The sequence below is a fragment of the Mesorhizobium sp. BHscii genome (genome assembly GCF_053848065.1).
Genome location: NZ_JBSPKW010000013.1, coordinates 1 through 21,970, shown reverse-complemented (window position 1 = coordinate 21,970; position 21,970 = coordinate 1). Strand labels below are relative to the sequence as shown.

The 21,970-nt window shown below is 62.8% G+C and carries 22 protein-coding genes, 6 tRNA genes and 1 other RNA gene; 16 read left to right on the top strand and 13 right to left on the bottom strand.

What is annotated here, in order from left to right; all coding sequences use genetic code 11:
• Positions 1-52: 52 nt before the first annotated feature.
• The 3 genes from ACWTU7_RS18495 to rpsU form a co-directional block, all read right to left on the bottom strand.
• Positions 53-526, bottom strand: coding sequence for a DUF992 domain-containing protein (locus ACWTU7_RS18495; RefSeq protein WP_455839465.1), 474 nt, complete (start codon positions 524-526; stop codon positions 53-55).
• Between the two features lie 164 nt (positions 527-690).
• Positions 691-1,536, bottom strand: a complete 846-nt coding sequence (locus ACWTU7_RS18490) for a tetratricopeptide repeat protein (RefSeq protein WP_455839464.1) — start codon at positions 1,534-1,536, stop codon at positions 691-693.
• 150 nt (positions 1,537-1,686) lie between these two features.
• Positions 1,687-1,959, bottom strand: a complete 273-nt coding sequence (gene rpsU, locus ACWTU7_RS18485) for a 30S ribosomal protein S21 (protein WP_023675331.1) — start codon at positions 1,957-1,959, stop codon at positions 1,687-1,689.
• 402 nt (positions 1,960-2,361) lie between these two features.
• Here rpsU and ACWTU7_RS18480 point away from each other — a divergent pair, with 402 nt between their 5' ends.
• Both ACWTU7_RS18480 and ACWTU7_RS18475 read left to right on the top strand, forming a co-directional pair.
• On the top strand, positions 2,362-2,871 hold the full coding sequence (locus ACWTU7_RS18480; protein WP_029348076.1) for a ferritin-like domain-containing protein: 510 nt from the start codon (positions 2,362-2,364) through the stop codon (positions 2,869-2,871).
• Positions 2,858-3,301, top strand: a complete 444-nt coding sequence (locus tag ACWTU7_RS18475) for a DUF6766 family protein (RefSeq protein WP_455839463.1) — start codon at positions 2,858-2,860, stop codon at positions 3,299-3,301. Before ACWTU7_RS18480 ends, ACWTU7_RS18475 begins: the two co-directional genes overlap by 14 nt.
• A 30-nt stretch (positions 3,302-3,331) precedes the next feature.
• Here ACWTU7_RS18475 and ACWTU7_RS18470 read toward each other — a convergent pair whose 3' ends face one another.
• Both ACWTU7_RS18470 and ACWTU7_RS18465 read right to left on the bottom strand, forming a co-directional pair.
• A complete protein-coding gene (locus ACWTU7_RS18470) occupies positions 3,332-3,766 on the bottom strand; it encodes an SET domain-containing protein (protein ID WP_455839462.1) in 435 nt (144 codons plus the stop codon).
• Positions 3,767-3,887: 121 nt separating this feature from the next.
• A complete protein-coding gene (locus ACWTU7_RS18465) occupies positions 3,888-4,646 on the bottom strand; it encodes an SDR family oxidoreductase (RefSeq protein ID WP_455839461.1) in 759 nt (252 codons plus the stop codon).
• A gap of 152 nt (positions 4,647-4,798) precedes the next feature.
• Here ACWTU7_RS18465 and ACWTU7_RS18460 point away from each other — a divergent pair, with 152 nt between their 5' ends.
• The 6 genes from ACWTU7_RS18460 (at position 4,799) to ACWTU7_RS18435 (ending at position 11,199) form a co-directional block, all read left to right on the top strand.
• Positions 4,799-5,584, top strand: a complete 786-nt coding sequence (locus tag ACWTU7_RS18460; protein WP_455846533.1) for a hypothetical protein — start codon at positions 4,799-4,801, stop codon at positions 5,582-5,584.
• A gap of 127 nt (positions 5,585-5,711) precedes the next feature.
• Complete coding sequence (locus ACWTU7_RS18455; protein WP_128340632.1) at positions 5,712-6,965, top strand: sarcosine oxidase subunit beta; 1,254 nt, start codon at positions 5,712-5,714, stop codon at positions 6,963-6,965.
• An 88-nt stretch (positions 6,966-7,053) separates the two neighbouring features.
• Entirely contained in the window at positions 7,054-7,350 is a 297-nt protein-coding gene (locus tag ACWTU7_RS18450; RefSeq protein WP_455839459.1) for a sarcosine oxidase subunit delta, read from the top strand.
• Positions 7,347-10,340: a sarcosine oxidase subunit alpha gene (locus tag ACWTU7_RS18445; RefSeq protein ID WP_455839458.1), complete on the top strand. Its 2,994-nt coding sequence runs from the start codon at positions 7,347-7,349 to the stop codon at positions 10,338-10,340. Before ACWTU7_RS18450 ends, ACWTU7_RS18445 begins: the two co-directional genes overlap by 4 nt.
• Positions 10,333-10,914: a sarcosine oxidase subunit gamma gene (locus ACWTU7_RS18440; RefSeq protein WP_455839457.1), complete on the top strand. Its 582-nt coding sequence runs from the start codon at positions 10,333-10,335 to the stop codon at positions 10,912-10,914. The genes ACWTU7_RS18445 and ACWTU7_RS18440 overlap by 8 nt, the downstream gene beginning before the upstream one ends.
• Positions 10,915-10,968: 54 nt before the next feature.
• Positions 10,969-11,199: a hypothetical protein gene (locus ACWTU7_RS18435; RefSeq protein ID WP_065011085.1), complete on the top strand. Its 231-nt coding sequence runs from the start codon at positions 10,969-10,971 to the stop codon at positions 11,197-11,199.
• A gap of 81 nt (positions 11,200-11,280) precedes the next feature.
• Here ACWTU7_RS18435 and ACWTU7_RS18430 read toward each other — a convergent pair whose 3' ends face one another.
• The 4 genes from ACWTU7_RS18430 to ACWTU7_RS18415 form a co-directional block, all read right to left on the bottom strand.
• The gene (locus ACWTU7_RS18430; protein WP_455839456.1) at positions 11,281-11,514 is read right to left on the bottom strand and encodes a DUF680 domain-containing protein; all 234 of its coding nucleotides are present in this window, start codon (positions 11,512-11,514) and stop codon (positions 11,281-11,283) included.
• 221 nt (positions 11,515-11,735) lie between these two features.
• The gene (locus tag ACWTU7_RS18425) at positions 11,736-12,380 is read right to left on the bottom strand and encodes a TetR/AcrR family transcriptional regulator (RefSeq protein WP_029348061.1); all 645 of its coding nucleotides are present in this window, start codon (positions 12,378-12,380) and stop codon (positions 11,736-11,738) included.
• A gap of 181 nt (positions 12,381-12,561) precedes the next feature.
• Positions 12,562-13,056 (bottom strand): MaoC family dehydratase, encoded by a 495-nt coding sequence (locus tag ACWTU7_RS18420; protein ID WP_029348059.1) that lies wholly within the window; start codon positions 13,054-13,056, stop codon positions 12,562-12,564.
• Between the two features lie 26 nt (positions 13,057-13,082).
• Entirely contained in the window at positions 13,083-13,898 is an 816-nt protein-coding gene (locus ACWTU7_RS18415) for an SDR family oxidoreductase (protein WP_455839455.1), read from the bottom strand.
• 315 nt (positions 13,899-14,213) lie between these two features.
• On the opposite strand from ACWTU7_RS18415, the gene ACWTU7_RS18410 reads away from it, so the two are divergent.
• Positions 14,214-14,612, top strand: coding sequence for a hypothetical protein (locus ACWTU7_RS18410; protein ID WP_455839454.1), 399 nt, complete (start codon positions 14,214-14,216; stop codon positions 14,610-14,612).
• A gap of 33 nt (positions 14,613-14,645) precedes the next feature.
• Here ACWTU7_RS18410 and ACWTU7_RS18405 read toward each other — a convergent pair whose 3' ends face one another.
• The 4 genes from ACWTU7_RS18405 to ACWTU7_RS18390 all read right to left on the bottom strand — a co-directional run bounded on the left by ACWTU7_RS18405 (position 14,646) and on the right by ACWTU7_RS18390 (position 20,181).
• A complete protein-coding gene (locus tag ACWTU7_RS18405; RefSeq protein ID WP_455839453.1) occupies positions 14,646-17,777 on the bottom strand; it encodes an efflux RND transporter permease subunit in 3,132 nt (1,043 codons plus the stop codon).
• Positions 17,777-18,931 carry an efflux RND transporter periplasmic adaptor subunit gene (locus tag ACWTU7_RS18400; RefSeq protein ID WP_455839452.1) on the bottom strand — a complete coding sequence of 385 codons (1,155 nt, stop codon included), beginning with the start codon at positions 18,929-18,931 and terminating at the stop codon, positions 17,777-17,779. The genes ACWTU7_RS18405 and ACWTU7_RS18400 overlap by 1 nt, the downstream gene beginning before the upstream one ends.
• A gap of 217 nt (positions 18,932-19,148) precedes the next feature.
• Positions 19,149-19,457, bottom strand: a complete 309-nt coding sequence (locus ACWTU7_RS18395; RefSeq protein ID WP_455839451.1) for a LysR substrate-binding domain-containing protein — start codon at positions 19,455-19,457, stop codon at positions 19,149-19,151.
• 295 nt (positions 19,458-19,752) lie between these two features.
• Positions 19,753-20,181, bottom strand: a complete 429-nt coding sequence (locus ACWTU7_RS18390; RefSeq protein WP_455839450.1) for a CBS domain-containing protein — start codon at positions 20,179-20,181, stop codon at positions 19,753-19,755.
• A gap of 410 nt (positions 20,182-20,591) precedes the next feature.
• Here ACWTU7_RS18390 and rnpB point away from each other — a divergent pair.
• From rnpB to ACWTU7_RS18355, 7 genes are all read left to right on the top strand, one after another.
• An RNA gene (gene rnpB / locus ACWTU7_RS18385) (RNase P RNA component class A) lies at positions 20,592-20,893 on the top strand.
• Between the two features lie 59 nt (positions 20,894-20,952).
• A tRNA-Pro gene (locus ACWTU7_RS18380) sits at positions 20,953-21,029 on the top strand.
• 62 nt (positions 21,030-21,091) lie between these two features.
• Positions 21,092-21,177 (top strand) — tRNA-Leu (locus ACWTU7_RS18375).
• Positions 21,178-21,197: 20 nt separating this feature from the next.
• Positions 21,198-21,289: transfer RNA gene (locus ACWTU7_RS18370), tRNA-Ser, on the top strand.
• 20 nt (positions 21,290-21,309) lie between these two features.
• Positions 21,310-21,395, top strand: a tRNA-Tyr gene (locus ACWTU7_RS18365).
• Positions 21,396-21,450: 55 nt separating this feature from the next.
• Positions 21,451-21,524: transfer RNA gene (locus tag ACWTU7_RS18360), tRNA-Cys, on the top strand.
• A 53-nt stretch (positions 21,525-21,577) separates the two neighbouring features.
• Positions 21,578-21,669, top strand: a tRNA-Ser gene (locus ACWTU7_RS18355).
• Positions 21,670-21,970 lie beyond the last annotated feature (301 nt).

Genomic DNA, 21,970 nt, shown 5'->3' with positions numbered 1-21,970 from the left:
GCGCGGAACAGTCCAATCCTGTTCCGCGCCGCAGAGCCTCGCTATGGCACGCTTATTTGAACGAGTGGATCAGCTCCAGTGACGTGACGGCGACTGCCAGGTTGACACCGGTCTGCGCCTGTACGTTCAGAGGCTGCAGGGAGAACGCGCTGTTCAGTCCGCCGACCAGAAGGTTGGCGCCGCCGCCAGTCACCAGGCTGGCCTCGGCGTTGACGCCATAATAGCTGCCGGCAAGATCGCCGGAATTACTGTCGCGGGTGGCCGCCAGAACCGCCCATATCAATTCGCCCTGGTGCGTCCTGCCGACGTCGACGCCGAGCTTGGAAATGACCCCGGTATAGGCTTCGGGGGGACCGCCATGATGAGGGCGAAAGGTGCAGGCCACGCCCTTGTTGGATGTGACGATGTAGCCGGTGCCGCCGTCGATGGTGCAGTCGAGCACGCCGAGCTCCAGTCTGCCCGCGCTGGCAGGGGCAGCGAGCACCGTGGCGGCGAGGGCGGCGGCACAGGCGAGTTTCTTGATCATGGGAGGGGTCCTTTTCGCGAATAGCCTTGAACAACGGCTGAACATCCCGAGCGTTCCGCCGAAAACTTGGCGCGATCAAGGCGGGGGTCAATGCACAGTCATTGAAGGTTTCGAAGCCATGCCAAACGGCAGGCCTGCCATATCAGGCCCAACGCTGCCGTCGGTCAGCCGGTGCTGGTGCGCGCCAGGCCGTCCTTGGCCGGCTGGTAGGTGGGGTTGAGGCGCACTGCCTCGCGGTAGGATTTTGCCGCCTTGGCCTTGTCGCCGCGCCGCTCGTAGATCAGCGCCTGGTTGGACCAGGCCTCGGCATTCTTGCCGTCGAGCTTGATCGCCATGTTGATGTCGGCGAAGGCATTGTCCTCGTCGTTCATGGCGAGGTAGGAGAGGCCGCGGCCATTGTAGGGGTCGGCGGCGTCCGGCGCCAGCGAGATGGCGGTCGAGAAATCCTCGATGGCGAAAGCGTGCTGGCCCTGGCTCTGGTAGATCAGGCCGCGATTGTGGTAGGCGCGGGCGTCTGTCGTGTCGAGTTGGATCGCCTTCTGGAAATCGTTGAAAGCTTCCTGGATGCGGCCGGCTTTGCGGTAGAGGTTGCCGCGGCCGATATAGGCGGCGTCATAGTCGGGATTGATCTGGATCGAGCGGTTGTAGTCGGCAAGCGCGGCCGCCTGGTCGCCGAGGAAGCGCTGGATGAGAGCGCGGTTCGAATAGGCCTGGTAGAAATTCGGATTGAGCTGGATGGCGGTGTCGAAGTCCTTGAGCGCCGCCTGATACTGGCCGCCGCGGCCATAGGCGGAGCCGCGCACATTGTAGCCTTCGGGATCCTGGGGACTGCGCTGGATAACCGCCGACAGCGAGGAGATGTTCTCGGCCGACCCTTGTGCCTTGTCGATGTTGGTGAATTCGCCGGTCGGGGCTGTCTGGCAGCCGGCGAGCGCCAAGCCGGAAAGCAGGGCTGCCGTCAGGGCGAAGCCGCGCATTGCGGTTCTGCGCTCCACGCTTGTTGCGTTCATATCTGCTCTGTCCTCACTGCCCGCCGCGCCGTCAGGTCTGTTCCGTCTCCGAACCGGCCCTCTCCGAACTGGTCGAATTCAACAAAAAGGTGGCGGCGATTACGCATCGCGCCACCCTGGGTATCCTTCGAAAAGGACGAAAAATTGGCGTCAGAACCGCGGCGGACGCGGAGCACCTGCACCAGCAGCACCAGCCGCCACCGGACGCGGCGTCATCGGCAGCAGACCCTCGCGCTGGGCGCGCTTGCGGGCCAGCTTGCGGGCGCGGCGAACGGCTTCCGCCTTTTCGCGGGCGCGCTTCTCGGAAGGCTTCTCATAATGTCCGCGCATCTTCATTTCGCGGAAGATGCCTTCGCGCTGCATCTTTTTCTTGAGCGCGCGAAGCGCCTGATCAACATTGTTGTCGCGGACGAGTACCTGCACGGGCAATCCTGTCTTTCGGGTTTGTTAACAACAGGCAAGTGGCCATAGTCGCTTGCCTCCGCGGCGGTCTACACCACGAATTGTGGCGGCTGATAGCAGAATCGTGCCGCTCTGTCCACTGGCGAAACGAAAAACCCGCCTCGGCGGCGGGTCGTCGGCGCAAATCAGCACCACGTGCAAATCAATAGCATAACTGCCGTCAGAAAGCAAGGAATTACGACCTCTGGTAGTAGATTCGCCTGTTCGGGGGGCTCTCCGCACCGATGAGCGATTGTTGGCGTTTTCTCCGCCACCTATAATCCTGCTGCCCAATCCGACAAACGGTCAGCCTGGCTCTATCAACGAAGGAACAAACCTCGTTCCCCATGGTTGTTTCGCATAGGCAAACACAGGAGAAAACCGATGTCAGAGACCCGTGAATGGCTCGTCCAGTGGCTCAGGGACGCGCATGCGATGGAGGAGCAGGCCGAAACCATGCTGAACGGCCAGCTGAGCCGGCTGGAGAGTTATCCCGAACTCCGTGAGCGCATTAACCTGCACGTCGACGAGACGAAAGGGCAAGCCGCACGCCTCAGAACCTGCCTGGAACAATTGGGCGAAGATACGTCCACGCTGAAGGACGCGGGCGGCAAGCTGTTGGCCATGGCGCAGTCCCTAAGCGGCGTCTTCGCCGGCGACGAGGTGATGAAAGGCTCACTCGCGAGCTACACATTCGAACATATGGAAATCGCCTCATACACGATCCTCATCGCAGCCGCCGAATCCCTTGGCGAAACAGAAGTCGCCCGGGCCTGCGAACAAAACCTGCGTGAGGAGGAGGCGATGGCCGAGTGGCTGAAAAACAAGCTGCCCGCGACTACGGAGCAGTTCCTGGCTCGCTCGGAGTCGGACAGCGACAATGCCAAACGATGAGGAGAACAGGCCGGCGGCCAAGATGACGCCGCCTTCGGTGTGGCGGGCCTACAGTTATGCCTGGATTACCCTCGGCTTCTTCATCATCTCGATCGTCGGTCACTGGGTTTTCGGCTGGTTCGCCTATCTCGACGAGCAGCAAGCGCTCGGCCAACCGCCCGAATTCGGCGGCTATCTGATCGAGATGAGCCGCGACACGCTTGAGAACTGGCAGTCCGAATTCCTGCAACTGCTCTGGCAGGTCGGCGGCCTGGCGTTCCTGCTCTTCGTCGGTTCGCCGCAATCGAAGGAGAGTACCGACCGGATGGAGGCCAAGATCGACGCGCTTCTTAGGCTTGTCGATCCGAAGAAAGGCAAGGAGGCGATTCGCGAGTTGGACCTACAATATGACGGCCGCCACACCGACGAGCCGCACGCCCACCGGAACTAAGCTGGGGTTGGAAACATGGCCCGGAGCCGATCATCGCTCCGGGTCGTTTGATTCGCAACAGAGCAATTGGCGACAGGCTCTCGCCGTGGCCAGATGAAGCCGCTCGAAATCCTCGAAGAATTCGCCGTAGTCGCACGTTATTTCTTCGCCCGCCGCAATGTCGCGGATCGCGGTTGCCCCGCCATATTGCGAAAAATCGGTGTTCGGCCTTTCGGAATGGTTCATGAAGCGCCCATTGTCGACTTCATAGACCATGAATCCGGGCCGGTCCGGGCTTGGATAGGCATATCTGTCGAGCAATTCCCTGAGATGCGGCGGCGCGGCCTTATATTTTTCCGTCGGGATCAACCGGTCGAAGTCAGGATCGAGCTGCCAGATCGACGCTCCCTTCCTGATCGGCTCGGCGGCGAATACGCCGACACCCTCGATTGTGCTAGCAGCGATGTAGGTCCTGATCAGCAGCATGTTTTAGGCCCGTCTTCGACAGCATTCTTCGAACAGAAAACGCAATCGCTAAATCGCGCCAAGAAAGCAAGGCCGGTTTTGCAACATGCCGCGTTCCATTGTTCGCCGACGGGAAAACGCCTCACGTCCGGCTGATCGAAACACCGCCATCGGCAAACAGCGCGGTTCCGGTGGTGAAGCTCGATGCGTCGGAAGCAAGATAGAGCGCCGAGCGGGCGATCTCTTCGGGCTCCGCCACGCGCTTCAAGGCATGCAGGTTTTCGACGAAGGCTCGCGATTCAGGTGTCTTGAATGTTGCCGAAGGCGTATCGGTGCCGCCCGGCAGCAGCGCGTTGACCCGTACGCCTATCGCGCCGTATTCGGCGGCAAGCACCTGCGTCAATCCGATCAGCCCGGCCTTGCTTGCGGCGTAACTGGTCATGCCGGGCATGCCGACGGTATGGCCGACGAAGGTAGAGGTGAAGATCAGCGATCCGCCGCCGCGATCGACCATCGCCGGCACCTGATGTTTCGCGCCGAGAAATGCGCTGGTCAGGTTGGTGTCAAGCGTCTCTCGCCAGCCCTCCAGCGACAACCCCGAAATCGAACCCATCTTGCCGACCGAGCCGGCGTTGTTGAAGGCGATATCCAGCCCGCCGAACCGGCCCACCGCAAGATCGACAAGGGCCTTGGCATAGGCCTCGTCGCGGACGTCGCCGGCAAGAGCAATGGCCGTGCCATCGGCCTCCTCGATTTCAGTGACGAGCGCGTCCAGCTCTGCCTGGCGACGGGCAGCGACGACCACCTTGGCGCCTTCCTCGGCAAAGAGCTTTGCCGTGGCGTGGCCGATGCCGGAACTGGCGCCAGTGACGATGGCGACCTTGTTAGCGAGTGCGAGCATTGTTTTCATCCCTTTCTTCGCGCCAGCGTCGCCGGCAATCGGGATGGTGATCGCAGTCCGGGGCAGGGCGAGCCACCCGATACGTGCGAAGGCATCTGTCAAGATTTCTTGACGCCGGGCGGACGCCAAGCTACCAAAGCCGTCATTCAACATTGCGGGTGGACGCGCCACCCATTCCAATGACCCCCCAAGACATGATGAGCAAGTTGCTGGAGCCCGGCTATGAGGGCGACAGCGAGTTGACGTTCGCTCTTCAATCGGAATTTCACAAAGGCTTTCCCCTTGAAAACCTTCGGCCGCTGCTGACGTCCGGCAACCTTCATACTCAGGCCGCCGCCGCTTTTTTGGTGGCCGAGATCAGCCCCAGGCTAAGCTTCAACATGAATTGCGTTGTCGCGGAGATCGCCGATCTGCTCGACAGCAAAGTTGTGCGGATCAGGTTCGACGCAATCGAGGCGCTTCTGGGATGCACGACGCCGGCAGATGGAGCCATTCTCGGCCGTGTCATGCTGCGGCTTGATGAAGAACATGCCGGCGTGCGGTGGAAGGTCGTCCAGTTCATCTGCCTTGCGGAGCGCTGGCAGCTAAGGCTTGCGGTGGAAAATGCAGCTGCGCTGCGTCCGGGCTCGGCTTTCAAGACACTGGTCAACGCTTATGGTCACTATTTCATGCCGAGCGCCAAGGACCTGCCGCGGTTGCTCGCGCATCCGGATGCGGTGTTGCGGCGCTTTGCTGCGGCAGTGGCCATCAGGCCGCGCGAGGTGATCATCGAGCGCTTCGTGGCCATGGCGGAGCAGTCGGATGATGCGGAAATCCGTAAAATCGCTGCCGATTGCCGCCAAGGTTATCTGCGGCCGACCTATGCAATTGGGCCGTCCATCCTGAAGCGTGCTCCGGCTGAACCGTCAAAAGGCGAAGCTCAGAACAGCGGCCGTTGAAGGCACGGCGCAAAACGGCAAGCGCCGTCGCAAACAGCGCAAGGGTGGCAGCGCTGTTTCGCTAGTGATACACCTCGCGCGCCGGCGCTCGATTGGATGCCCGGCCGCTATCTGCGAGGCTGGAACGTTGAAGAAATACTCGGTATTCGCCATCGCCCGCGAGGCCATGCGCGGCCACAAGGGCTGGGAGGAACAGTGGTCCTCGCCAGAGCCGAAGAAGGAGTACGACGTCATCATCGTCGGCGCCGGCGGCCATGGCCTGGCCACCGCCTACTATCTCGCCACGGTGCACGGCATCACCAATGTCGCGGTGCTGGAAAAGGGCTGGCTCGGCGGCGGCAATACCGGCCGCAACACCACCATCATCCGCTCCAACTATCTCTATGACGAGAGCGCCGGCATCTACGACCACGCGCTGAAACTGTGGGACGGGCTCAGCCAGGAGCTCAACTACAACGTCATGTATTCGCCGCGCGGCGTCATGATGCTGGCCCATAATGTCCATGACATCCAGGTGCTGAAACGCCACGTCCATGCCAACCGTCTGAACGGCATCGACAATGAATGGCTGACGCCGGAAGCAGCGAAGGAATTCTGCCCGCCGCTCAACATTTCGCGCGACGCCCGCTATCCGGTGATGGGCGCGACCCTGCAGCGTCGCGGCGGCACCGCCCGCCACGATGCCGTCGCCTGGGGCTATGCGCGCGGCGCTTCGGCGCGCGGCGTCCACATCATCCAGAATTGCGAGGTCACCGGGGTCAAGCGGGCGCCGAACGGTGCGGTCACCGGCGTCGAGACGACGCGCGGCTTCATCGGCGCCAGGAAGGTGGGCGTGGTGGCCGCCGGCCATTCGTCCGTCATCATGAACATGGCCGGCGTGCGCATGCCGCTGGAAAGCTATCCGCTGCAGGCGCTGGTGTCCGAGCCGGTCAAGCCGGTATTTCCCTGCGTGGTGATGTCGAACACCGTGCACGCCTATATCTCGCAGTCCGACAAGGGCGAGCTGGTCATTGGCGCCGGCACTGACCAGTATGTCTCCTATTCGCAGACCGGCGGCCTGCATATCCTCCAGCACACGCTCGACGCCATCTGCGAGATGTTCCCGATGTTCACGCGCATGAAGATGCTGCGGAGCTGGGGCGGCATCGTCGACGTGACGCCCGATCGCTCGCCGATCCTGGCCAAAACGCCGGTGCCCGGCCTCTATGTCAATTGCGGCTGGGGCACGGGCGGCTTCAAGGCAACGCCCGGCTCGGGCCATGTCTTTGCCCACACCATCGCAAAAGACGATCCGCACCCGATCAACGCCCCCTTCACCATCGAGCGCTTCCGCACCGGCCGCCTGATCGACGAGGCGGCGGCGGCGGCGGTGGCACACTGATGAAGGCCCGCTTCGTGATGTTGGGTCACTGGCTTTGCGATCAACCGGCCGGCGCCCGCGTCGGCCCCGGCGAATTGTAGGAACAACCATGCTTCTCATCCGCTGCCCCTATTGCGAGGAAGAGCGTCCGGAACTCGAATTCCGCAACGCCGGCGAGGCGCATATTGCGCGTTCGGCTAACATGGCCGGCGAGAGCGATGACGACTTCGAAAAGTTCTTCTTCATCCGCTCGAATCCCAAAGGCATCATCTATGAGCGCTGGCGGCACATGCATGGCTGTGCGCGGTTCTTCAACGCCGTGCGCGACACCGTCAGCGACAGCTTCCTGTTGACCTACAAGGCCGGCGAGCCCAAGCCGGCGAAGCTGCCGGGAGCCTCCAAATGATCGCAGCGTTCCGCATTCCCGGCGCCGGACGCCTCAGGCAGGCAGAGACTACCAGCTTCAGCTTCGACGGCCAATCTTATGCCGGTGTTGAGGGCGATACGCTGGCCTCGGCGCTGCTCGCCAACGGCGTCCATCTGGTCGGCCGCTCGTTCAAATACCACCGGCCGCGCGGCTTTCTGTCCGCCGGGGCGGAAGAGCCCAACGCGCTGGTTGAGATCAAGCGCGACTCCGCCAGGAAGACACCAAATGTCCGTGCCACCGTGCAGGAGCTTTATGACGGGCTGGCGGCACAGTCACAGAACCGCTGGCCGTCGCTTTCCTTCGACGTCAGTGCGCTCGGCGACATTGCCTCGCCGCTGCTTTCGGCGGGCTTCTACTACAAGACCTTTATGTGGCCGAAGTCCGCCTGGAAAAACTTCTACGAGCCCAAGATCCGTGCTGCGGCCGGGCTCGGCGTCGCCCCCGACCAGCCGGACCCCGACCATTATTCGGCGCGCTTCGCCCATTGCGACGTATTGGTGCTGGGTGGCGGTGCGGCCGGCATTGCCGCAGCACTGGCGGCGGCCGAGACCGGTGTGCACGTCATCCTTGTCGACGAGCAGGCGGAGTTCGGCGGCAGCCTGCATTTCGAGAGCGGCGCGAAGATCGATGGCCAGGACGGCTTTGCCTGGGCGCAGAGTGCGGTCGCGAAGCTCAAGACGATGGACAACGTCCGTGTGCTGTCCCGCACCACGGCCTTTGGCTATTACGCGCAGAATTTCGTCGGGCTGGTCGAGCGCGTCAGCGACCATTTGCAGAACCCCGGCCGCGACCTGCCGCGCGAGCGGCTGTGGCAGGTCCGTGCCAAGCGCGTGGTGCTGGCGACCGGCGCCATCGAGCGGCATATGGTGTTTGCCGACAACGACCGGCCCGGCATCATGCTGGCGTCGGCGGCGCGCACCTATCTCAACCATTATGGCGTCACGGTCGGCAGGAATGTCGGCGTCTATACGGCCAATGATTCCGCCTATGCGGCGGCGATCGACCTGAAGAAGGCCGGTGTCGGCGTGGCGGCGATCGTCGACCTGCGCGACAATCCGACCGGGCCGGTGATCGACGAGGCGAGGGCGCTCGGCATCGAGGTCAATTTCGGCCGCGCGGTGATCCGCGCCGGCGGCAAATTGCGCGTCTCATCGATGACCGTGCAGCCGAAGAATGGCGGCGGCGAACGTACCATCCCCGTTGACGCGATCCTGATGTCGGCCGGCTGGACACCGTCGGTGCATCTGTTCTCGCAGTCGCGCGGCAAGGTTGCCTTCAACGACGAGATCAAGCGCTTCGTGCCCGGCGCCTATGCGCAGGACTGCGTCTCCGTCGGCGCCTGCAACGGCACGGACGGGCTATCGGCGACGATCGACGAGGCCTATGCGGCGGGCGCCAAGGCGGCGAAGGATGTCGGCGCCAACACCGCCAAGGGAAACAGGCCGAAGGTCGACGCCAGCGAGAGCTGGTCGCGCGGCATGCTGGGTGCGGCGCCCGGCGCCGGGGCGGATACGACGGTCAAGGCCTTTGTCGATTTCCAGAACGACGTCACCGCCAAGGACATCCGCCAGGCGGTGCATGAAGGCATGCGCTCGATCGAGCACGTCAAGCGCTTCACCACCAACGGCATGGCGACCGACCAGGGCAAGACCTCGAACATGCACGGTCTGGCAATCGCCGCCGAGACGCTCGGCAAGCCGATCCCGCAAGTCGGCCTGACGACGTTCCGGGCGCCCTACACGCCGGTGACCTTCGGCTCGATCGTCGGCCATGCGCGGGGTCCGCTCTTCGACCCGACTCGCAAGACGGCGATCCACCCCTGGGCCGAGCGCCAAGGTGCCGTGTTCGAGGATGTCGGCCAGTGGAAGCGCGCCTGGTATTTTCCAAAGTCGGGCGAGGACATGCACGCCGCTGTCGATCGTGAGTGTGTCACGGTGCGCAAGACGGCCGGCCTGTTCGACGCCTCGACGCTGGGCAAGATCGAGGTGGTCGGGCCGGATGCGGCGAAGTTCATGGAACTGCTCTACACCAATCCGTGGGAGAAACTGGAGCCCGGCCGCTGCCGCTATGGCATCATGCTGCGCGAGGACGGTTTCATCTATGACGACGGTGTCGTTGGCAGGCTTGCACCCGACCGTTTCCATGTGACGACGACGACGGGCGGTGCGCCGCGTGTCATGAACCATATGGAGGATTACCTCCAGACCGAGTTCCCGCATCTCAATGTCTGGCTGACGTCGATCACCGAACAGTGGGCGGTGATCGCCGTGCAAGGACCGAAGTCTCGGGACATCATCGGGCCGCTGGTCGAAGGCATCGACATGTCGGACGAGGCGCTGCCGCATATGTCGGTGCGCGAAGGCAGGATTTGCGGCGTGCCGACAAGGCTGTTCCGGATGTCGTTCACCGGCGAACGCGGCTTCGAGGTCAACGTGCCGGCCGACTACGGCCAGGCCGTCTGGGAAGCGCTATGGGCCGAGGGCCAGAAGCATGGCGCCTGTGCCTACGGCACCGAGGCGATGCACGTGCTGCGTGCCGAAAAGGGCTACATCATCGTCGGCCAGGACACCGACGGCACGGTAACGCCTAACGATGCCGGTCTCGATTGGGCAGTCGGCAAGAAGAAGACCGATTTCGTCGGCATTCGCGGCATGGTGCGGCCGGACCTTGTCGCCAACGGCCGCAAGCAACTGGTCGGCCTGAAGACCAAGGATCCTAAGGTGGTGCTGGAAGAAGGCGCGCAAATCGTCGGCGATCCGAAGCAGGCGATCCCGATGACCATGATCGGCCATGTCACCTCCAGCTACTGGTCGGAAAATTGCGGCCGCTCGATCGCGCTGGCCCTGGTTGCCGGCGGCCGCGACCGGATGGGTGAGACGCTTTACGTGCCGATGCCCAACGCGACGATCGAGGTGGAGGTCACCGGCATGGTGTTCTTCGACGAGAAGGGGGAGCGCCTCAATGGCTAAGGCTGCCGCGAAGAAATCTGCCGCCGCTGCGCCGTCAGTCGAACGCCGCCCGGCTCTCGCCGGTCAGGAGCTTTCCGCAACCGGCGTCACGCTTGCCGTGTTGCCACCGGCAGAGCGCATTTCGCTGCGTGCGCCGGACGCCTCGGTCGCGGCGCTTTCGAAGGCGCTCGGCGTAACCCTGCCGCAAAAACCCAAAACCTCGGCGGCAAAGGCCGGGCGCACGGCCTTGTGGCTTGGGCCGGACGAATGGCTGGTCATCGATGAGGTGGGAAAAGACCCGCTCGCCGACTGCGCCGAGGTGACAGTACTGCATTCGGCGGTCGGCATCTCGCATCGCAACGTTGCCATATCGGTCACCGGCCCGGCAGCGGCGGCGACGATCAATTCAGGCTGTCCGCAGGATTTGTCGCTCGACGCCTTTCCGGTAGGCGCGGCGTCGCGCACCATTCTCGGTAAGGTCGAAATCGTGCTGTTGCGCACCGCGTCCGACGCGTTCCGCGTTGAATGCTGGCGTTCCTTTTCCGATTATGTCTTTACTTTCCTGTTGGAGGCGGCCCGCGACGCAGCGGCATAACGTTCGCTGCGCCCGACCGTTTGCCGGAGCCGGAGCAAGTCGAGGGAGATGTCGATGCCGTCGAAATCAGCGCCGAATCCACCAGTCCAGAAGACGTCGGCCGTTCGCTCTCTCGAACACGAGCCGCATGAAGGCTCAAATATTGAAGAGGAACTCGAGGAAGGCCTCGAGGATACGTTTCCGGCCAGCGATCCGGTGTCGATCACCGGGACTTCGATTTCCGGCGCTCCCGCAAGGCCCGGCAAGGCCAAGATCGTGGCCGGAATGAAGAAGCGCAGGAAATAACTTCCGTCCGGCGGAGTCTGGCTGAAAATGGCCCCGAAAGCGGGCGGTCAGGATTTCCTACCACCCATTTGTTTTCGAACCTCAGAACGTGCTGGGCACGATCCACGGATCGATGTCGATGCCGAGCCGCGGATCCTTGTTTTCAGTCGAGCCCTTGGGGGTCGCCGGGCCTGTCTTTTCGACCGACCCGGTCGCGCCGCAATCGAGCTTGACGTTGGTGTCGGCGCAGGCTGCGGCCGGCTTGCCGGGCTGGCCGGCGAAGGCAGCGCTCGAGAATGCCAGGACGGCCACGAGGGCGAAGATCGCCTTTTTCATTGTCTGTCTCCGGTTCAACCGCTGAATCTTTTCCGTACATGTACGATGTAGCGTACACATACGCCCGACAGTCGCGGGGTTCAAGTCAGAAGTCGTACATGTACTAAAAAGGTTTTATGTGGATGTTGGGAATCGCGCCGCGCCAGCACGCGACGAGTTGCACACGCGGTGCCGTTCACCCGTGCCGCACACACAAAGCTGTCCGAAACCGAAGGAACCCTTCAGCAGTTGGCCGGCGTCTCGGTCAGCGGGGGCACGTCCTGGGTGGCCAGCGCGGAAAGCGTGAAGTCGCACATCCGTTTCACGAACGCCTGCTGGTCGCCGAACGGATAGAAAGGAAACGTAATCAGCAGCGAGATCGTGCCGTGGCCAACCGCCCACAGCATGGTGGCAATGGCGCGCGGGTCGCCCTTCAGCTTGCCGGCGGCAACGCAGGCCTCGACCCTATTGATCAGCACTTTCATCAAAGGGTTGCCCTCTTGCATTTCGGCGAAGGTCCTGCCTTCCGGCGGCTTGACCTTTTCGGTCATGAATATCGTGCGATACTCGTTGGGGTTGCCAAGGCCGAAGGCCGCGTATTCGGTCATCACGACTTGCAGCGCCTCGATCGGATCGTCGGCCGGGTGATCCTCGATACGCTTTGCCAGGGTCTCGAACGCATCCTCGGCCAGCGCGAACAAGATGTCCTGCTTGTCGGCGAAATAGGAATAGACCGACATTGGCGCATAGCCGACGCGCTTGGCCAGCTTGCGGATGGTGAGGCCTTCATAGCCTTCCTCCTGCACGAGCTTGTGCGCTGCATCGACAAGTTCGGAGCGCAGTTCGGCCTTTTGTTTCTCGCGGCGTGTCTGGACGCTGAGCGGCAATTTTCGCCTGCCTTCTGTTAGCGGCTGTTAGTGGCTGGCTAATTTATATACGCGGTACGGAAACGGACAAAGCGTTGTCAAATCAAGCATTGGCAAAATCGGCGTCGCGGCGCTCCGATTGGCGATACCCCTAGGTCGGCCGGCACATGAAGATCATCTCCGCCGAGGCTCGTTGAGCCGTTCAGGCCGCTTCCGGCTGGCGCTCGATCAATGTCAGCGTCAGCCAGCGCGCGGTCAATGCCGGCTTTTTCGAACCCTCGATCTCGATGGTCACATCATGCGCCGTCTGCACCCAGCCCGACGGCCTGACCTTGACGTCGGCCAGCACGAAACGGGTGCGGATGCGCGCGCCGGTCTTCACAGGCGCCAGGAAGCGCAGCGAATCGAAGCCATGGTTGACGCCCATCTTGCTGTTTTCGAGCGGCGGCATGGTCTCGAAGGTCATCGCCGACAGAAGCGAAAGCGACAGGAAGCCATGCGCGATGGTGCCGCCGAACGGCGTCTCGCGCTTGGCGCGCTCCGGATCGCAATGGATGAACTGGTGGTCGTCCGTGGCATCGGCGAACTGGTCGATCATGCGTTGCGAAACGACCCGCCACGGCGACACGCCGACTTCCTTGCCGACGCTGGCCAGAAGCACATCGAGACTGATCGGTTCCACGCTGATGTCCTCCATTTCAACCGTCCGGAACGCGAGCGGCTTCATTCCTTGAACAGTGTCAGCCCATGCTGCACCGACTGCCCGCCATCGATCGGCAGGATGGCGCCGGTGACATAGCTGCCGGCTCGGCTGCACAAATAGAGCGTTGCGCCGGCAATGTCATCCGGCGCGCCGATACGGCCGATCGGAACATGGCCGCCGACATGCTTGGCCTGGTCCTCGGTCGCGGTGGCAAAGGCGGTCATCCGGCTCTGGAAGGGGCCGGGGGCGAAAGCGTTGACGGTTATGTGGCGGGCGGCAAACTCGATCGCCAAGGTGCGTGTCAGGTGGTGAACCGCGGCTTTCGAGGCAGAGTATGAATAGGCGTCGTCCGCCAGCGGCTGCGTACCCATCACCGAACCCAGATTGATCACCCGGGCCGGATCGGCATCGCTGGCGGCGGCGTCGAGCAGCGGCAGGAGCTCGCGCGTCAGATGGAAGACTGCTGCGACGTTGACGCCGAACACCTTGGCCCAGGCATGATAGGGGAAGCTCTCCAGCGGCGCGCCCCAGGAAACGCCGGCATTGTTGACCAGGATATTCAGCCGTTCGGTCCGTGCCTTGACCTGGGCAACCAGCGCCGCGATGCCAACCTCGCTGGAGACATCGCCGGCAAAGCCCTCGGCTCGGCCGGAGCCGCCGAGGCCGTTCAGTTCGCCGGCGACCCTGATGCAATCCTCGCCCTTGCGCGAGGCGATCATCACGGTAGCACCGGCCCTGACCAAAGCGGTCGCCGCCATGCGGCCGATGCCGGTCGCAGCCCCGGTCACCAGCGCGGTCTTGCCGGCCACCGAAAACAGCTCATCCAGATAGCTCATCGCAATTCCTCCGCGCGCCCTTGCCTCGCCCAGCAAAAGGCTCGCGTTGACAAGGCTAACCGAAGTACGATCATCCCTGCCGCGGGTAAAGTCCCGGACCACGTGACAGCGGTCGTGCCCGCTGGCCGACGCGATGGGGCGCGTGCCTACCGAACTGGGCAAGCCGAATGGCACGGTGTCTATAAGGCCCTAATCAGAATAGCTCGAGGTTACGTCCATGTGGTTACAGCGGTTTGTCGGGGTTGTCCTTGTGTCGATGGCAAGTACAATTTTCGCCAGGCCGCAGACAAGTTCCCGCCCTTTTGGCGCAAGTCGATGACTAACGACCCGAGTACGAATTATTTTCTCAAGAAATATTCGATCACTTTGGATGATCCAGCCGCGACCGCAGTTAGAAATATCATGCTGGCGCGAGTTATCGGTGCCGAATGCCAGTGGTCCAAGCTCAATAAGGCCAAGGTCAAAGCCTATCGCGATAGGATGATTGAGCCGCTCACGCCTGAGCAACTCAAAGCAGCCGCATTCGAAGGTGGTAATGCGCTGCGTAGTTTTAACTACCAGGATCTCGCCCACCTTTGCGCCGGCATCGACTATCAATTTGGACCGAAGGGGGTGCTGATCGCGGGTGCCGTTTCAACTGGCAAGGGTGAACCAAAGTATCCCTTTGATCCGAGAAATCCATATTTTCGACTGCCGGATTTCACAGGCAATTAGTTAAACGGCATCCTCTCTGCAAAACGGAAGGGCCTACTCAGCCGGCTCGACATTGGTGTAGGCGGCTTCCTCGAGCTCGCGCTTCAGCCGCGATGCCTCTTCCACCTTCGGCGTCACGAAGCGGCCGAGCAGGAGATAGGCGACCGGCGTCAGGAATAGCGTCGAGACGGTGGCCAGACCCAGCCCGCCGACGATCACCCAGCCGAGCGCGATGCGCGCCTCGGCGCCGGCGCCGCTCGCCAGCACCAGCGGCACGCCGCCGAGTACGGTGCAGATCATCGTCATCATCACCGGCCGCAGCCGGATGGTCGAGGCCTGCTCGATCGCCTCGCGGACGCCGAGCCCGCGGTCGCGCAACTGATTGGCGAACTCGACGATCAGGATGCCGTTCTTGGCCATGACGCCGACCAGCAGCACCAAGCCGATCTGGCTGTAGGCGTTGAGGCTGGTGCCGCTGAGCAAAAGGGCAAAGATCGCGCAGGCAAGACCGAGCGGCACCGTCGCCATGATGATGACCGCACTGACGAAGCTCTCGAACTGAGCGGCGAGCACCAAAAGGATAATGACCAGCGAGAAGCCGAAGATGGTGATCATGGCGCTGTTGGTCTCGCCCAGCGTCGCCGCCTCGGCCAAGGGGACGATGCGGCTGCCCGGCGGCAGGAGCGGCGTGGCGATTGCCTCGGCGCGGGTGAGCGCCTGGCCGAGCGCGAAATCGCCGCTGAGATTGGAGGTGATCGCCACCGACGGCTGCTGCTGCTCGCGGGTCAGCGAGGGCGGCACGGCGCGCTCGGTCAAGGTGGCGATGGTCGACATCGGCACGAAGCGGCCGTCGGCCGTCTTCAGGAAGATGTTCTCCAGGTCGGTCGGATCGTTGATTGGGTTGGTCGTCGAGACGAGCTTCACCCCGTAGCTGCGGTCGGCGATGTAGACGTCGACGACATCATTGCCGTCGAGCATGGCCTGGAAAGTATCGGCAAGCCCGGTGATGTCGATGCCGAGGTCGGAAGCGCGCTCGCGGTCGATGGCCACCGAAAGCTGGGGTTGCGTCGGGTCGACGGAGAGCCGGGGCGACTGGAAGCGGGCATCCTTCCGCATCTCGGCGATGATCTTCACCGCAGCGTCGCTGAGCGCTGCGCGATTGTTGCCAACCAGCGCGAACTGCAGGCCGCTGCCGGCGCCGCGAATGCCGAGGCTGTTGGGCTGCATCGGAAAGACGCGCACGCTCGGCACCTGCCGGGTGAGCCGGCTGATATCGGCCATGATCTGCTGCTGGCTGCGGTCGCGCTCGTCCCACGCCGCCAGCGTCATCACCATGAAGCCGGCATTGTAGGCGCCGTTCCGGCCGGCGCTCTCGAACGTATTGCGGATTTCGCCGGAATCGCGCAGCGGCTGGATCAGTTTTTCGATCTTCTGCATCTGCTCGGTCGTGTAATCGAGGCTGACGCCTTGCGGCGCGTCGACGCGCATAAGCACGACGGCACGATCCTCGGTCGGCGTCAGTTCCTGGCGAATCGTGCCGAACAGCGTGAAGGCGGTGGCTGCAAACAGCAGCGCGACCAGGAGTACGATCCACGGCGCGTCGAGGCAGGTGCGCAGGCATCGCCGGTAGAGCGTGTTCAGCGCACCGCCGATGCGGGCGCCGATGCCGCTGCCGCCTTCGTGGTGAAGCGGCGCGGCCGACAGCATGCGTGAGGCAAGCATCGGACAAAGCGTCAGCGCCACGACGGCGGACAGAAGCACCGATATGGCGAGAACGAAGCCGAATTCGCGGAACAGGCCGCCGGTCTGGCCGGGCAGGAAGGAAATCGGCACGAAGACTGCGACCAGCGTCAACGTCGTGGCGATGACGGCGAAGAACACTTCCTGGGCACCAAGCACGGCTGCGGCGCGTGGCCCCATACCTTCGTTGCGTCGTCGCACGATGTTTTCCAGAACGACGATGGCGTCGTCGACGACCAGGCCCGTCGCCAGCACCAGGGCAAGCAGCGTCAATATGTTGACCGAGAAGCCGGCGAGATAGATGGCGGCGATCGTCCCGATCATGGCGACCGGCATCGCAAGCCCCGGAATGAGCGTCGCGCGCCAGTCGAGGAGAAACACGTAGATGACGATCAGCACGATGGAGACGGACAGGCCGAGTGCGATCTCGACCTCATGCACCGCGCCGTTGACGAAGACCGCATCGTCGCTGGTGACCTTGATCGACATGCCCTGAGGCAGATCGGCCTGCAGCGCGGCGACCGCGGCCCTGACGCCGGTCGAAATATCCAGCGTGTTCGATTCCGCCTGGCGGATGATGCCGAGACCGATGCCGGTCTTGCCGTTCGAACGCAACGTGGTCTGGCCGATATCGGGGCCGAGCGTGACGGTGGCGACGTCGCGGATGCGGGTCGTGCCGCCGATGATGATGTTTTCGAATTCCTCCGGCGTGGTCACGTCCGCCGTCGGACGCACGATCAGGTCCTGGTTGGTCGTGGTGATCGAGCCGGCCGGCGAATCGAAAGCGACCGAAGCCAGCGCTGTCCTCAGGTCGGCGACGGTGAAGCCCAGGCTGGCAAGTTTGTTCTGGTCGACATCGATACGGAAGATCTTGTCGCGGTCGCCATAGACCTGGACGTCGGCAACGCCGGGCACGGCGGCAAGCTCGTCCTCGATCTGGTCCTGGACCAGCACCGTCATGTCCTGCACCGACATGGTGTCGGAGGTGACAGCCAGCCGCATCACCGGGTCGGAATTGGCGTCGGCCTTGACGATGCGCGGCGCATCCGCCGTGTCCGGCATCTGGTCGACGACGCGGCCAACGCCATCGCGCACATCGGAGGCGGCGACGTCGAGGTCGACGCCGTCGTTGAACTCGATGGTGACGCGACTCGTGCCGAAGGACGAGGTGGACGAGATCGTCTTCACACCGGAGACGCGGGCGACCGCGCCCTCAATCACGTCGGTCAATTCGCGGTCGACGGTCTCGGCCGCAGCGCCTTCAAAGGTCGTGTTAACGGTGACAACGGCGCGATCGACATCCGGCAGTTCGCGGACTTCGACACCGTAGAAGGCAGCAAGGCCGGCGACCGCGATCAGCGTGTTCAAGACCAAGGCCATCACCGGCCTGCGGATGAACAGTGCGGTGAAGCCTGTATCGCTGGCGGCGTTGTTGGTTGCGGTCATCAGCCGTCGGCGTCCGCGGCGCGCTGTTCTTCGCCGGCGATGCGGACCGCGCTGCCTTCGCTGACGCTCTGGGTGCCTTCGGTCACCACCATGTCGCCGCTGACGATCGGGGCGTCGATCAGCACAGTCTCGGTGTTGCGCTGGATGATGCGCACGGCCACCCGCTTGGCCTTGCCGTCCACGATGGCCCAGATATAGGCACCGTCCGAACCCCACTGGATCGCCAGCGGACTGACCGCCGGATAGCTGTCGCCGGGGAATTTCATGGAGATCTGGAAGGACATGCCGGCACGCAGCGAATCGGCCGGGTTGGCGATCTTTGCCTTGACCAGAAGGGTACGGCTGGCTTCATCGATGTGGTTGTCGATAGCGGAAACCGTACCGGTATAGGCTTTGTTGGGATTGGCGATCGGCGTTGCCGACAATTGCGCGCCGATCTTGACGGCGGCGGCGAAGCGCTCCGGGACCCAGAATTCGACCAGTATGCTGGAGCGGTCGTCGAGGGTGGCGACCGCCGACTGGCTGGTCACATAGTTGCCGGCGGCAATCGGCAGGATGCCGACGACGCCGGCAATCGGCGCGACGATCGAGCGGCGCTGCAAGGCCAGTTCCGCATCGCGAAGCGCCAGCTTGGCATTGGCCAGCACCACTTCGGCATCGGCAACGGCGACCGCTGTCGCAGCGTTGGAAGCCCGCAGCGATTTGACCCGGTCGAGCTTGGCCTGCGCGTCCTGCAAAGCAACTTGGGCGCGGTCCTGTGCGATCACCTCGGTGTCGGAATCGAGGGTGGCGATCACCTGCCCCTTTTCGACATGGGCGCCGGACTCGACCAGGAATTCGACGAGGCGGCCGGAACTGTAGGGATTGACCGTCACCGAGGCGTTGGCGCGGCCGGTGCCGATCGCCTGCAGGCGATCGTTGATGATGGCGGCGGCTGCCGGCAATGCGACGATAGTCACCCGCTGACCGGCGGCGTTGCTGCTGCCTGCTTGCCCGGCGTTATCGACGGCGCCCGTTGGTGGCGTTGCGGCATAAGCCCAGTCGATGCCCCAGCGCGCCAGCACATCCGGCGCGCCTGGAAAAAAGCGAACCCAGGCGGCCGCAGCCGCGACGAGGATCACAAGTGCAAAAACGATCTGTTTCCAGGTGGCCATCGGCGCTCCGGTTGGCAAATATACCGCCTACGGTTCCCAAGGTGAAGTAGACGCGACGGCGCACTCCGACCGGCAGGATGACTCGTCGATATCAAAGCTTTATGGCAATTCTCCCGCTCGCTTGCACATTAAATCGGTGTAACGTTGATAGGGGCTACGCTCGGTCAAAACCGGATCAGCCGGCTGCCGCCAAAAGGGGTGGTGCGTAGGATCGGCTTCAGATGTGGCTCGCTTTGCTATCAATCATCTTCAAATCGAGCCGCGGAATGAGAAAGTCCAAGAATGCTTTAACTTTGGGGGGCTGAACGCGGCCTCCAGGCCGGATCGCATAGAGCGTTGGTTCGGGCCCCGCCCACTCGGGCAGGACACGAACCAGTCTTCCGGCGGCAACGTCCGACTTGACGCGCACATGGTTGGTCATGAACAGGCCAACTCCCTCCAGCAGGAATCCCTGAAGCGCCTCTGGATCGCTGGCGACGGCCACTGCTCGCACTTTGAACTGGGGCACCGAACTGACATCGCCCAATCGTAGCTCTGAGCCACGGCAAGAGCGCAAGCGGAAACGTGCAAAATACTAGTGCAGCCCGGGGGCGTCATCGACGCTCCCGGCATCTGGGCGGGAAGGTGTGGCTAGGGCTCGGTCGAGCCGTCGCTTTGGGCTCTTTGAGACGCGACAACGCTAGAGGCCATTTCAAACCGACTCGTGCCGCCGCTCCTCTTTTTGTTTGAGCATCGGGTGTCCCCAAACCGGTACCCACTTTGGGCCCGATGCTAATGCGGGCCGCTGAACTCAGTCCGATCTCGCCTGCCGGGCAGAGCGCTTATGTCGCGTGTGCGCCGCCGGGTACGACCACGCCGGACATCGCGATTCCGACGGTTGCCGGATCTTCCTTCAGCGCCGCGTCCGCGAGCGAGACCACACCCACCAGGCGCTTGCCGCGGTTGAGGACAGGCAACCGCCTGACCTGGATATCACCCATGTTCTGGACGACGTGCTCGATATCTTCGTCCTCGAAGCAGTATTTGACATCCTTGGTCATCACGTCGCGGACGGTCGCGTTGCCGTCCTTACCTTCGGCGATGGCACGTACGACGATGTCACGGTCGGTGATTGTTCCGACGAGTCGGTCGTTTTCTCCGACGGGCAGAAATCCGACGTCATCAACCGCCATTCGTTTCGCGATTTTCTGGAGCGAGTCGCCAGGACTGGCGAGATGGACGTTGGGGGTCATTATCTCAGCGACTTTCATGGTGGAATCTCCCTGTTCGTGCCCAGAACGGCACCAGCGGACGTAGAGCGATATTGGCCTGGAAGATTTGTTGAGGACCTCAGGCCTGTCGCGCTGCGACGCTCGCTCGGCGGTCCCGTTCTTCGCTGATGGAACTAACAGCCGGGCCGAATGGTTCCAGCCGGTTTGGCCGCGCGGACAGGCAGATCCGCCGGAACGCTCGGGCTCCGGTCCCGTTTGCGGTGAATGCCCCTTGGCAGGCCGGATATGGGGCGCGTGATGCTTGAACTTTCCCGTTTTGTTCCCATATAAACTGGCAGGACCGGAGACGGTCCGCCGCATGGGGATAGTTTACTCTGGCCCTGTGCGGCTCAAATTTTCTTGGTGAGAACGTTGGGATCATGGCGGTCCAGCCGGTCCACCAGAAGAGACCAGATCTCCGGGCCGCCACGCACTGAGCGACGAATGTCGTGGAGCGAGGAAAGTCCGGGCTTCGCCGACACACCCCAGCAGGTAATGCCTGCCCGCCGCGAGGCGAGTCACGGCAACAGAGACGAGCCGTCCCAGTCGGGACGGGTGAAACGGGCGACAGGGTGGGGGAAGCAACCGCAAGAAGTGCCCTGTGACCTGTGTCGGGGAGGGCTTTGGTGGCGGGCAAGGAGGCGCCTGGCGACAGGCGTCCAAGAGGAATGGCAGCCCTCGACAGAACCCGGCTTACAGGGGATCTGGTCTCAAGCATCTCGTGGCGAGAACCGGCAGACGCGTACGGCTCGGCCTATGGGCTCGGAGAGCCGCAGTGTAGCGCAGCCTGGTAGCGCACCTCGTTTGGGACGAGGGGGCCGCAGGTTCGAATCCTGCCACTCCGACCATCCCGGTTCGCGATCTTTGCGAACGCGGCGCGAAGCTGGAAAAGCACTTGCGGACGTGGCGGGCGGACGTGGCGGAATCGGTAGACGCAGCCGGCCTAAACCCGGCCGGGTATTCCCGTTGCGAGTTCGAATCTCGCCGTCCGCACCAAAATGAGGCTGCACCAATATGGAGGGGTGGCAGAGCCTGGTTGAATGCGCCCGCCTCGAAAGCGGGTAGGCCTGCAAGGGCCTCGGGGGTTCAAATCCCTCCCCCTCCGCCAGCGGCAGACCTTGGATATTCGGAGGGGTGGCCGAGCGGTTAATGGCAGCAGTCTGTAAAACTGCCCTCTTAAGAGTTCGTAGGTTCGAATCCTACTCCCTCCACCAATCATTGTCCGTCAAGCGATGCAAGAGGTGGCGTCCCTTATAAGCGAAGCGTCAAGGCGCCGTGGGAAAACGGCTATCCAGCGGATTGCAACTCCGTGTATGCCGGTTCGAGTCCGGCTGGCGCCTCCAAATTATCCACAGCTGATCAACGGCTGGCAAAAGGAAGAGTGGAGCTGACAAATGGAAGAGTGGCCGAGCGGCTGAAGGCGGCGGCTTGCTAAGTCGTTATGCGGGGACACCCGCATCGGGGGTTCGAATCCCTCCTCTTCCGCCAGCGGCATCAGGCTGTGGATTAACCGAAAACGAGCATTGCTGTCGTAACCCCATCCCTGCAGCCAACATGGCTCGATCTGGCTGAAACCCGGGGAACGCAGCACGATGCCAAGCCGGCAATGGAATTAGGCCGGCAATGGAATTAGCAGGTTCTTTCACCAAAAGGTGCTTGACACGAAACCGATGCTTCCCATATACGCCTCTCCAACGAGGGCGGTGCGCCGCTGGCGATGAAGCGTTTCGCTTCTAGATCTGCCCTCTGCGAAATTCAAGAGAGCCGCGTGAGCGACACTCGAACGGCC

What these genes read in the sequence shown, in the direction of transcription:
- ACWTU7_RS18470 (WP_455839462.1), bottom strand. Translation starts at nt 3,766, where the DNA reads ATGCTGCTGATCAGGACCTACATCGCTGCTAGCACAATCGAGGGTGTC.
- ACWTU7_RS18415 (WP_455839455.1), bottom strand. Translation starts at nt 13,898, where the DNA reads ATGAGCTATCTGGATGAGCTGTTTTCGGTGGCCGGCAAGACCGCGCTG.
- ACWTU7_RS18490 (WP_455839464.1), bottom strand. Translation starts at nt 1,536, where the DNA reads ATGAACGCAACAAGCGTGGAGCGCAGAACCGCAATGCGCGGCTTCGCC.
- ACWTU7_RS18410 (WP_455839454.1), top strand. Translation starts at nt 14,214, where the DNA reads ATGACTAACGACCCGAGTACGAATTATTTTCTCAAGAAATATTCGATC.
- ACWTU7_RS18430 (WP_455839456.1), bottom strand. Translation starts at nt 11,514, where the DNA reads ATGAAAAAGGCGATCTTCGCCCTCGTGGCCGTCCTGGCATTCTCGAGC.
- ACWTU7_RS18420 (WP_029348059.1), bottom strand. Translation starts at nt 13,056, where the DNA reads ATGGAGGACATCAGCGTGGAACCGATCAGTCTCGATGTGCTTCTGGCC.
- ACWTU7_RS18435 (WP_065011085.1), top strand. Translation starts at nt 10,969, where the DNA reads ATGCCGTCGAAATCAGCGCCGAATCCACCAGTCCAGAAGACGTCGGCC.
- ACWTU7_RS18495 (WP_455839465.1), bottom strand. Translation starts at nt 526, where the DNA reads ATGATCAAGAAACTCGCCTGTGCCGCCGCCCTCGCCGCCACGGTGCTC.
- ACWTU7_RS18390 (WP_455839450.1), bottom strand. Translation starts at nt 20,181, where the DNA reads ATGAAAGTCGCTGAGATAATGACCCCCAACGTCCATCTCGCCAGTCCT.
- ACWTU7_RS18440 (WP_455839457.1), top strand. Translation starts at nt 10,333, where the DNA reads ATGGCTAAGGCTGCCGCGAAGAAATCTGCCGCCGCTGCGCCGTCAGTC.
- ACWTU7_RS18405 (WP_455839453.1), bottom strand. Translation starts at nt 17,777, where the DNA reads ATGACCGCAACCAACAACGCCGCCAGCGATACAGGCTTCACCGCACTG.
- ACWTU7_RS18445 (WP_455839458.1), top strand. Translation starts at nt 7,347, where the DNA reads ATGATCGCAGCGTTCCGCATTCCCGGCGCCGGACGCCTCAGGCAGGCA.
- ACWTU7_RS18400 (WP_455839452.1), bottom strand. Translation starts at nt 18,931, where the DNA reads ATGGCCACCTGGAAACAGATCGTTTTTGCACTTGTGATCCTCGTCGCG.
- ACWTU7_RS18475 (WP_455839463.1), top strand. Translation starts at nt 2,858, where the DNA reads ATGCCAAACGATGAGGAGAACAGGCCGGCGGCCAAGATGACGCCGCCT.
- ACWTU7_RS18450 (WP_455839459.1), top strand. Translation starts at nt 7,054, where the DNA reads ATGCTTCTCATCCGCTGCCCCTATTGCGAGGAAGAGCGTCCGGAACTC.
- ACWTU7_RS18480 (WP_029348076.1), top strand. Translation starts at nt 2,362, where the DNA reads ATGTCAGAGACCCGTGAATGGCTCGTCCAGTGGCTCAGGGACGCGCAT.
- ACWTU7_RS18465 (WP_455839461.1), bottom strand. Translation starts at nt 4,646, where the DNA reads ATGCTCGCACTCGCTAACAAGGTCGCCATCGTCACTGGCGCCAGTTCC.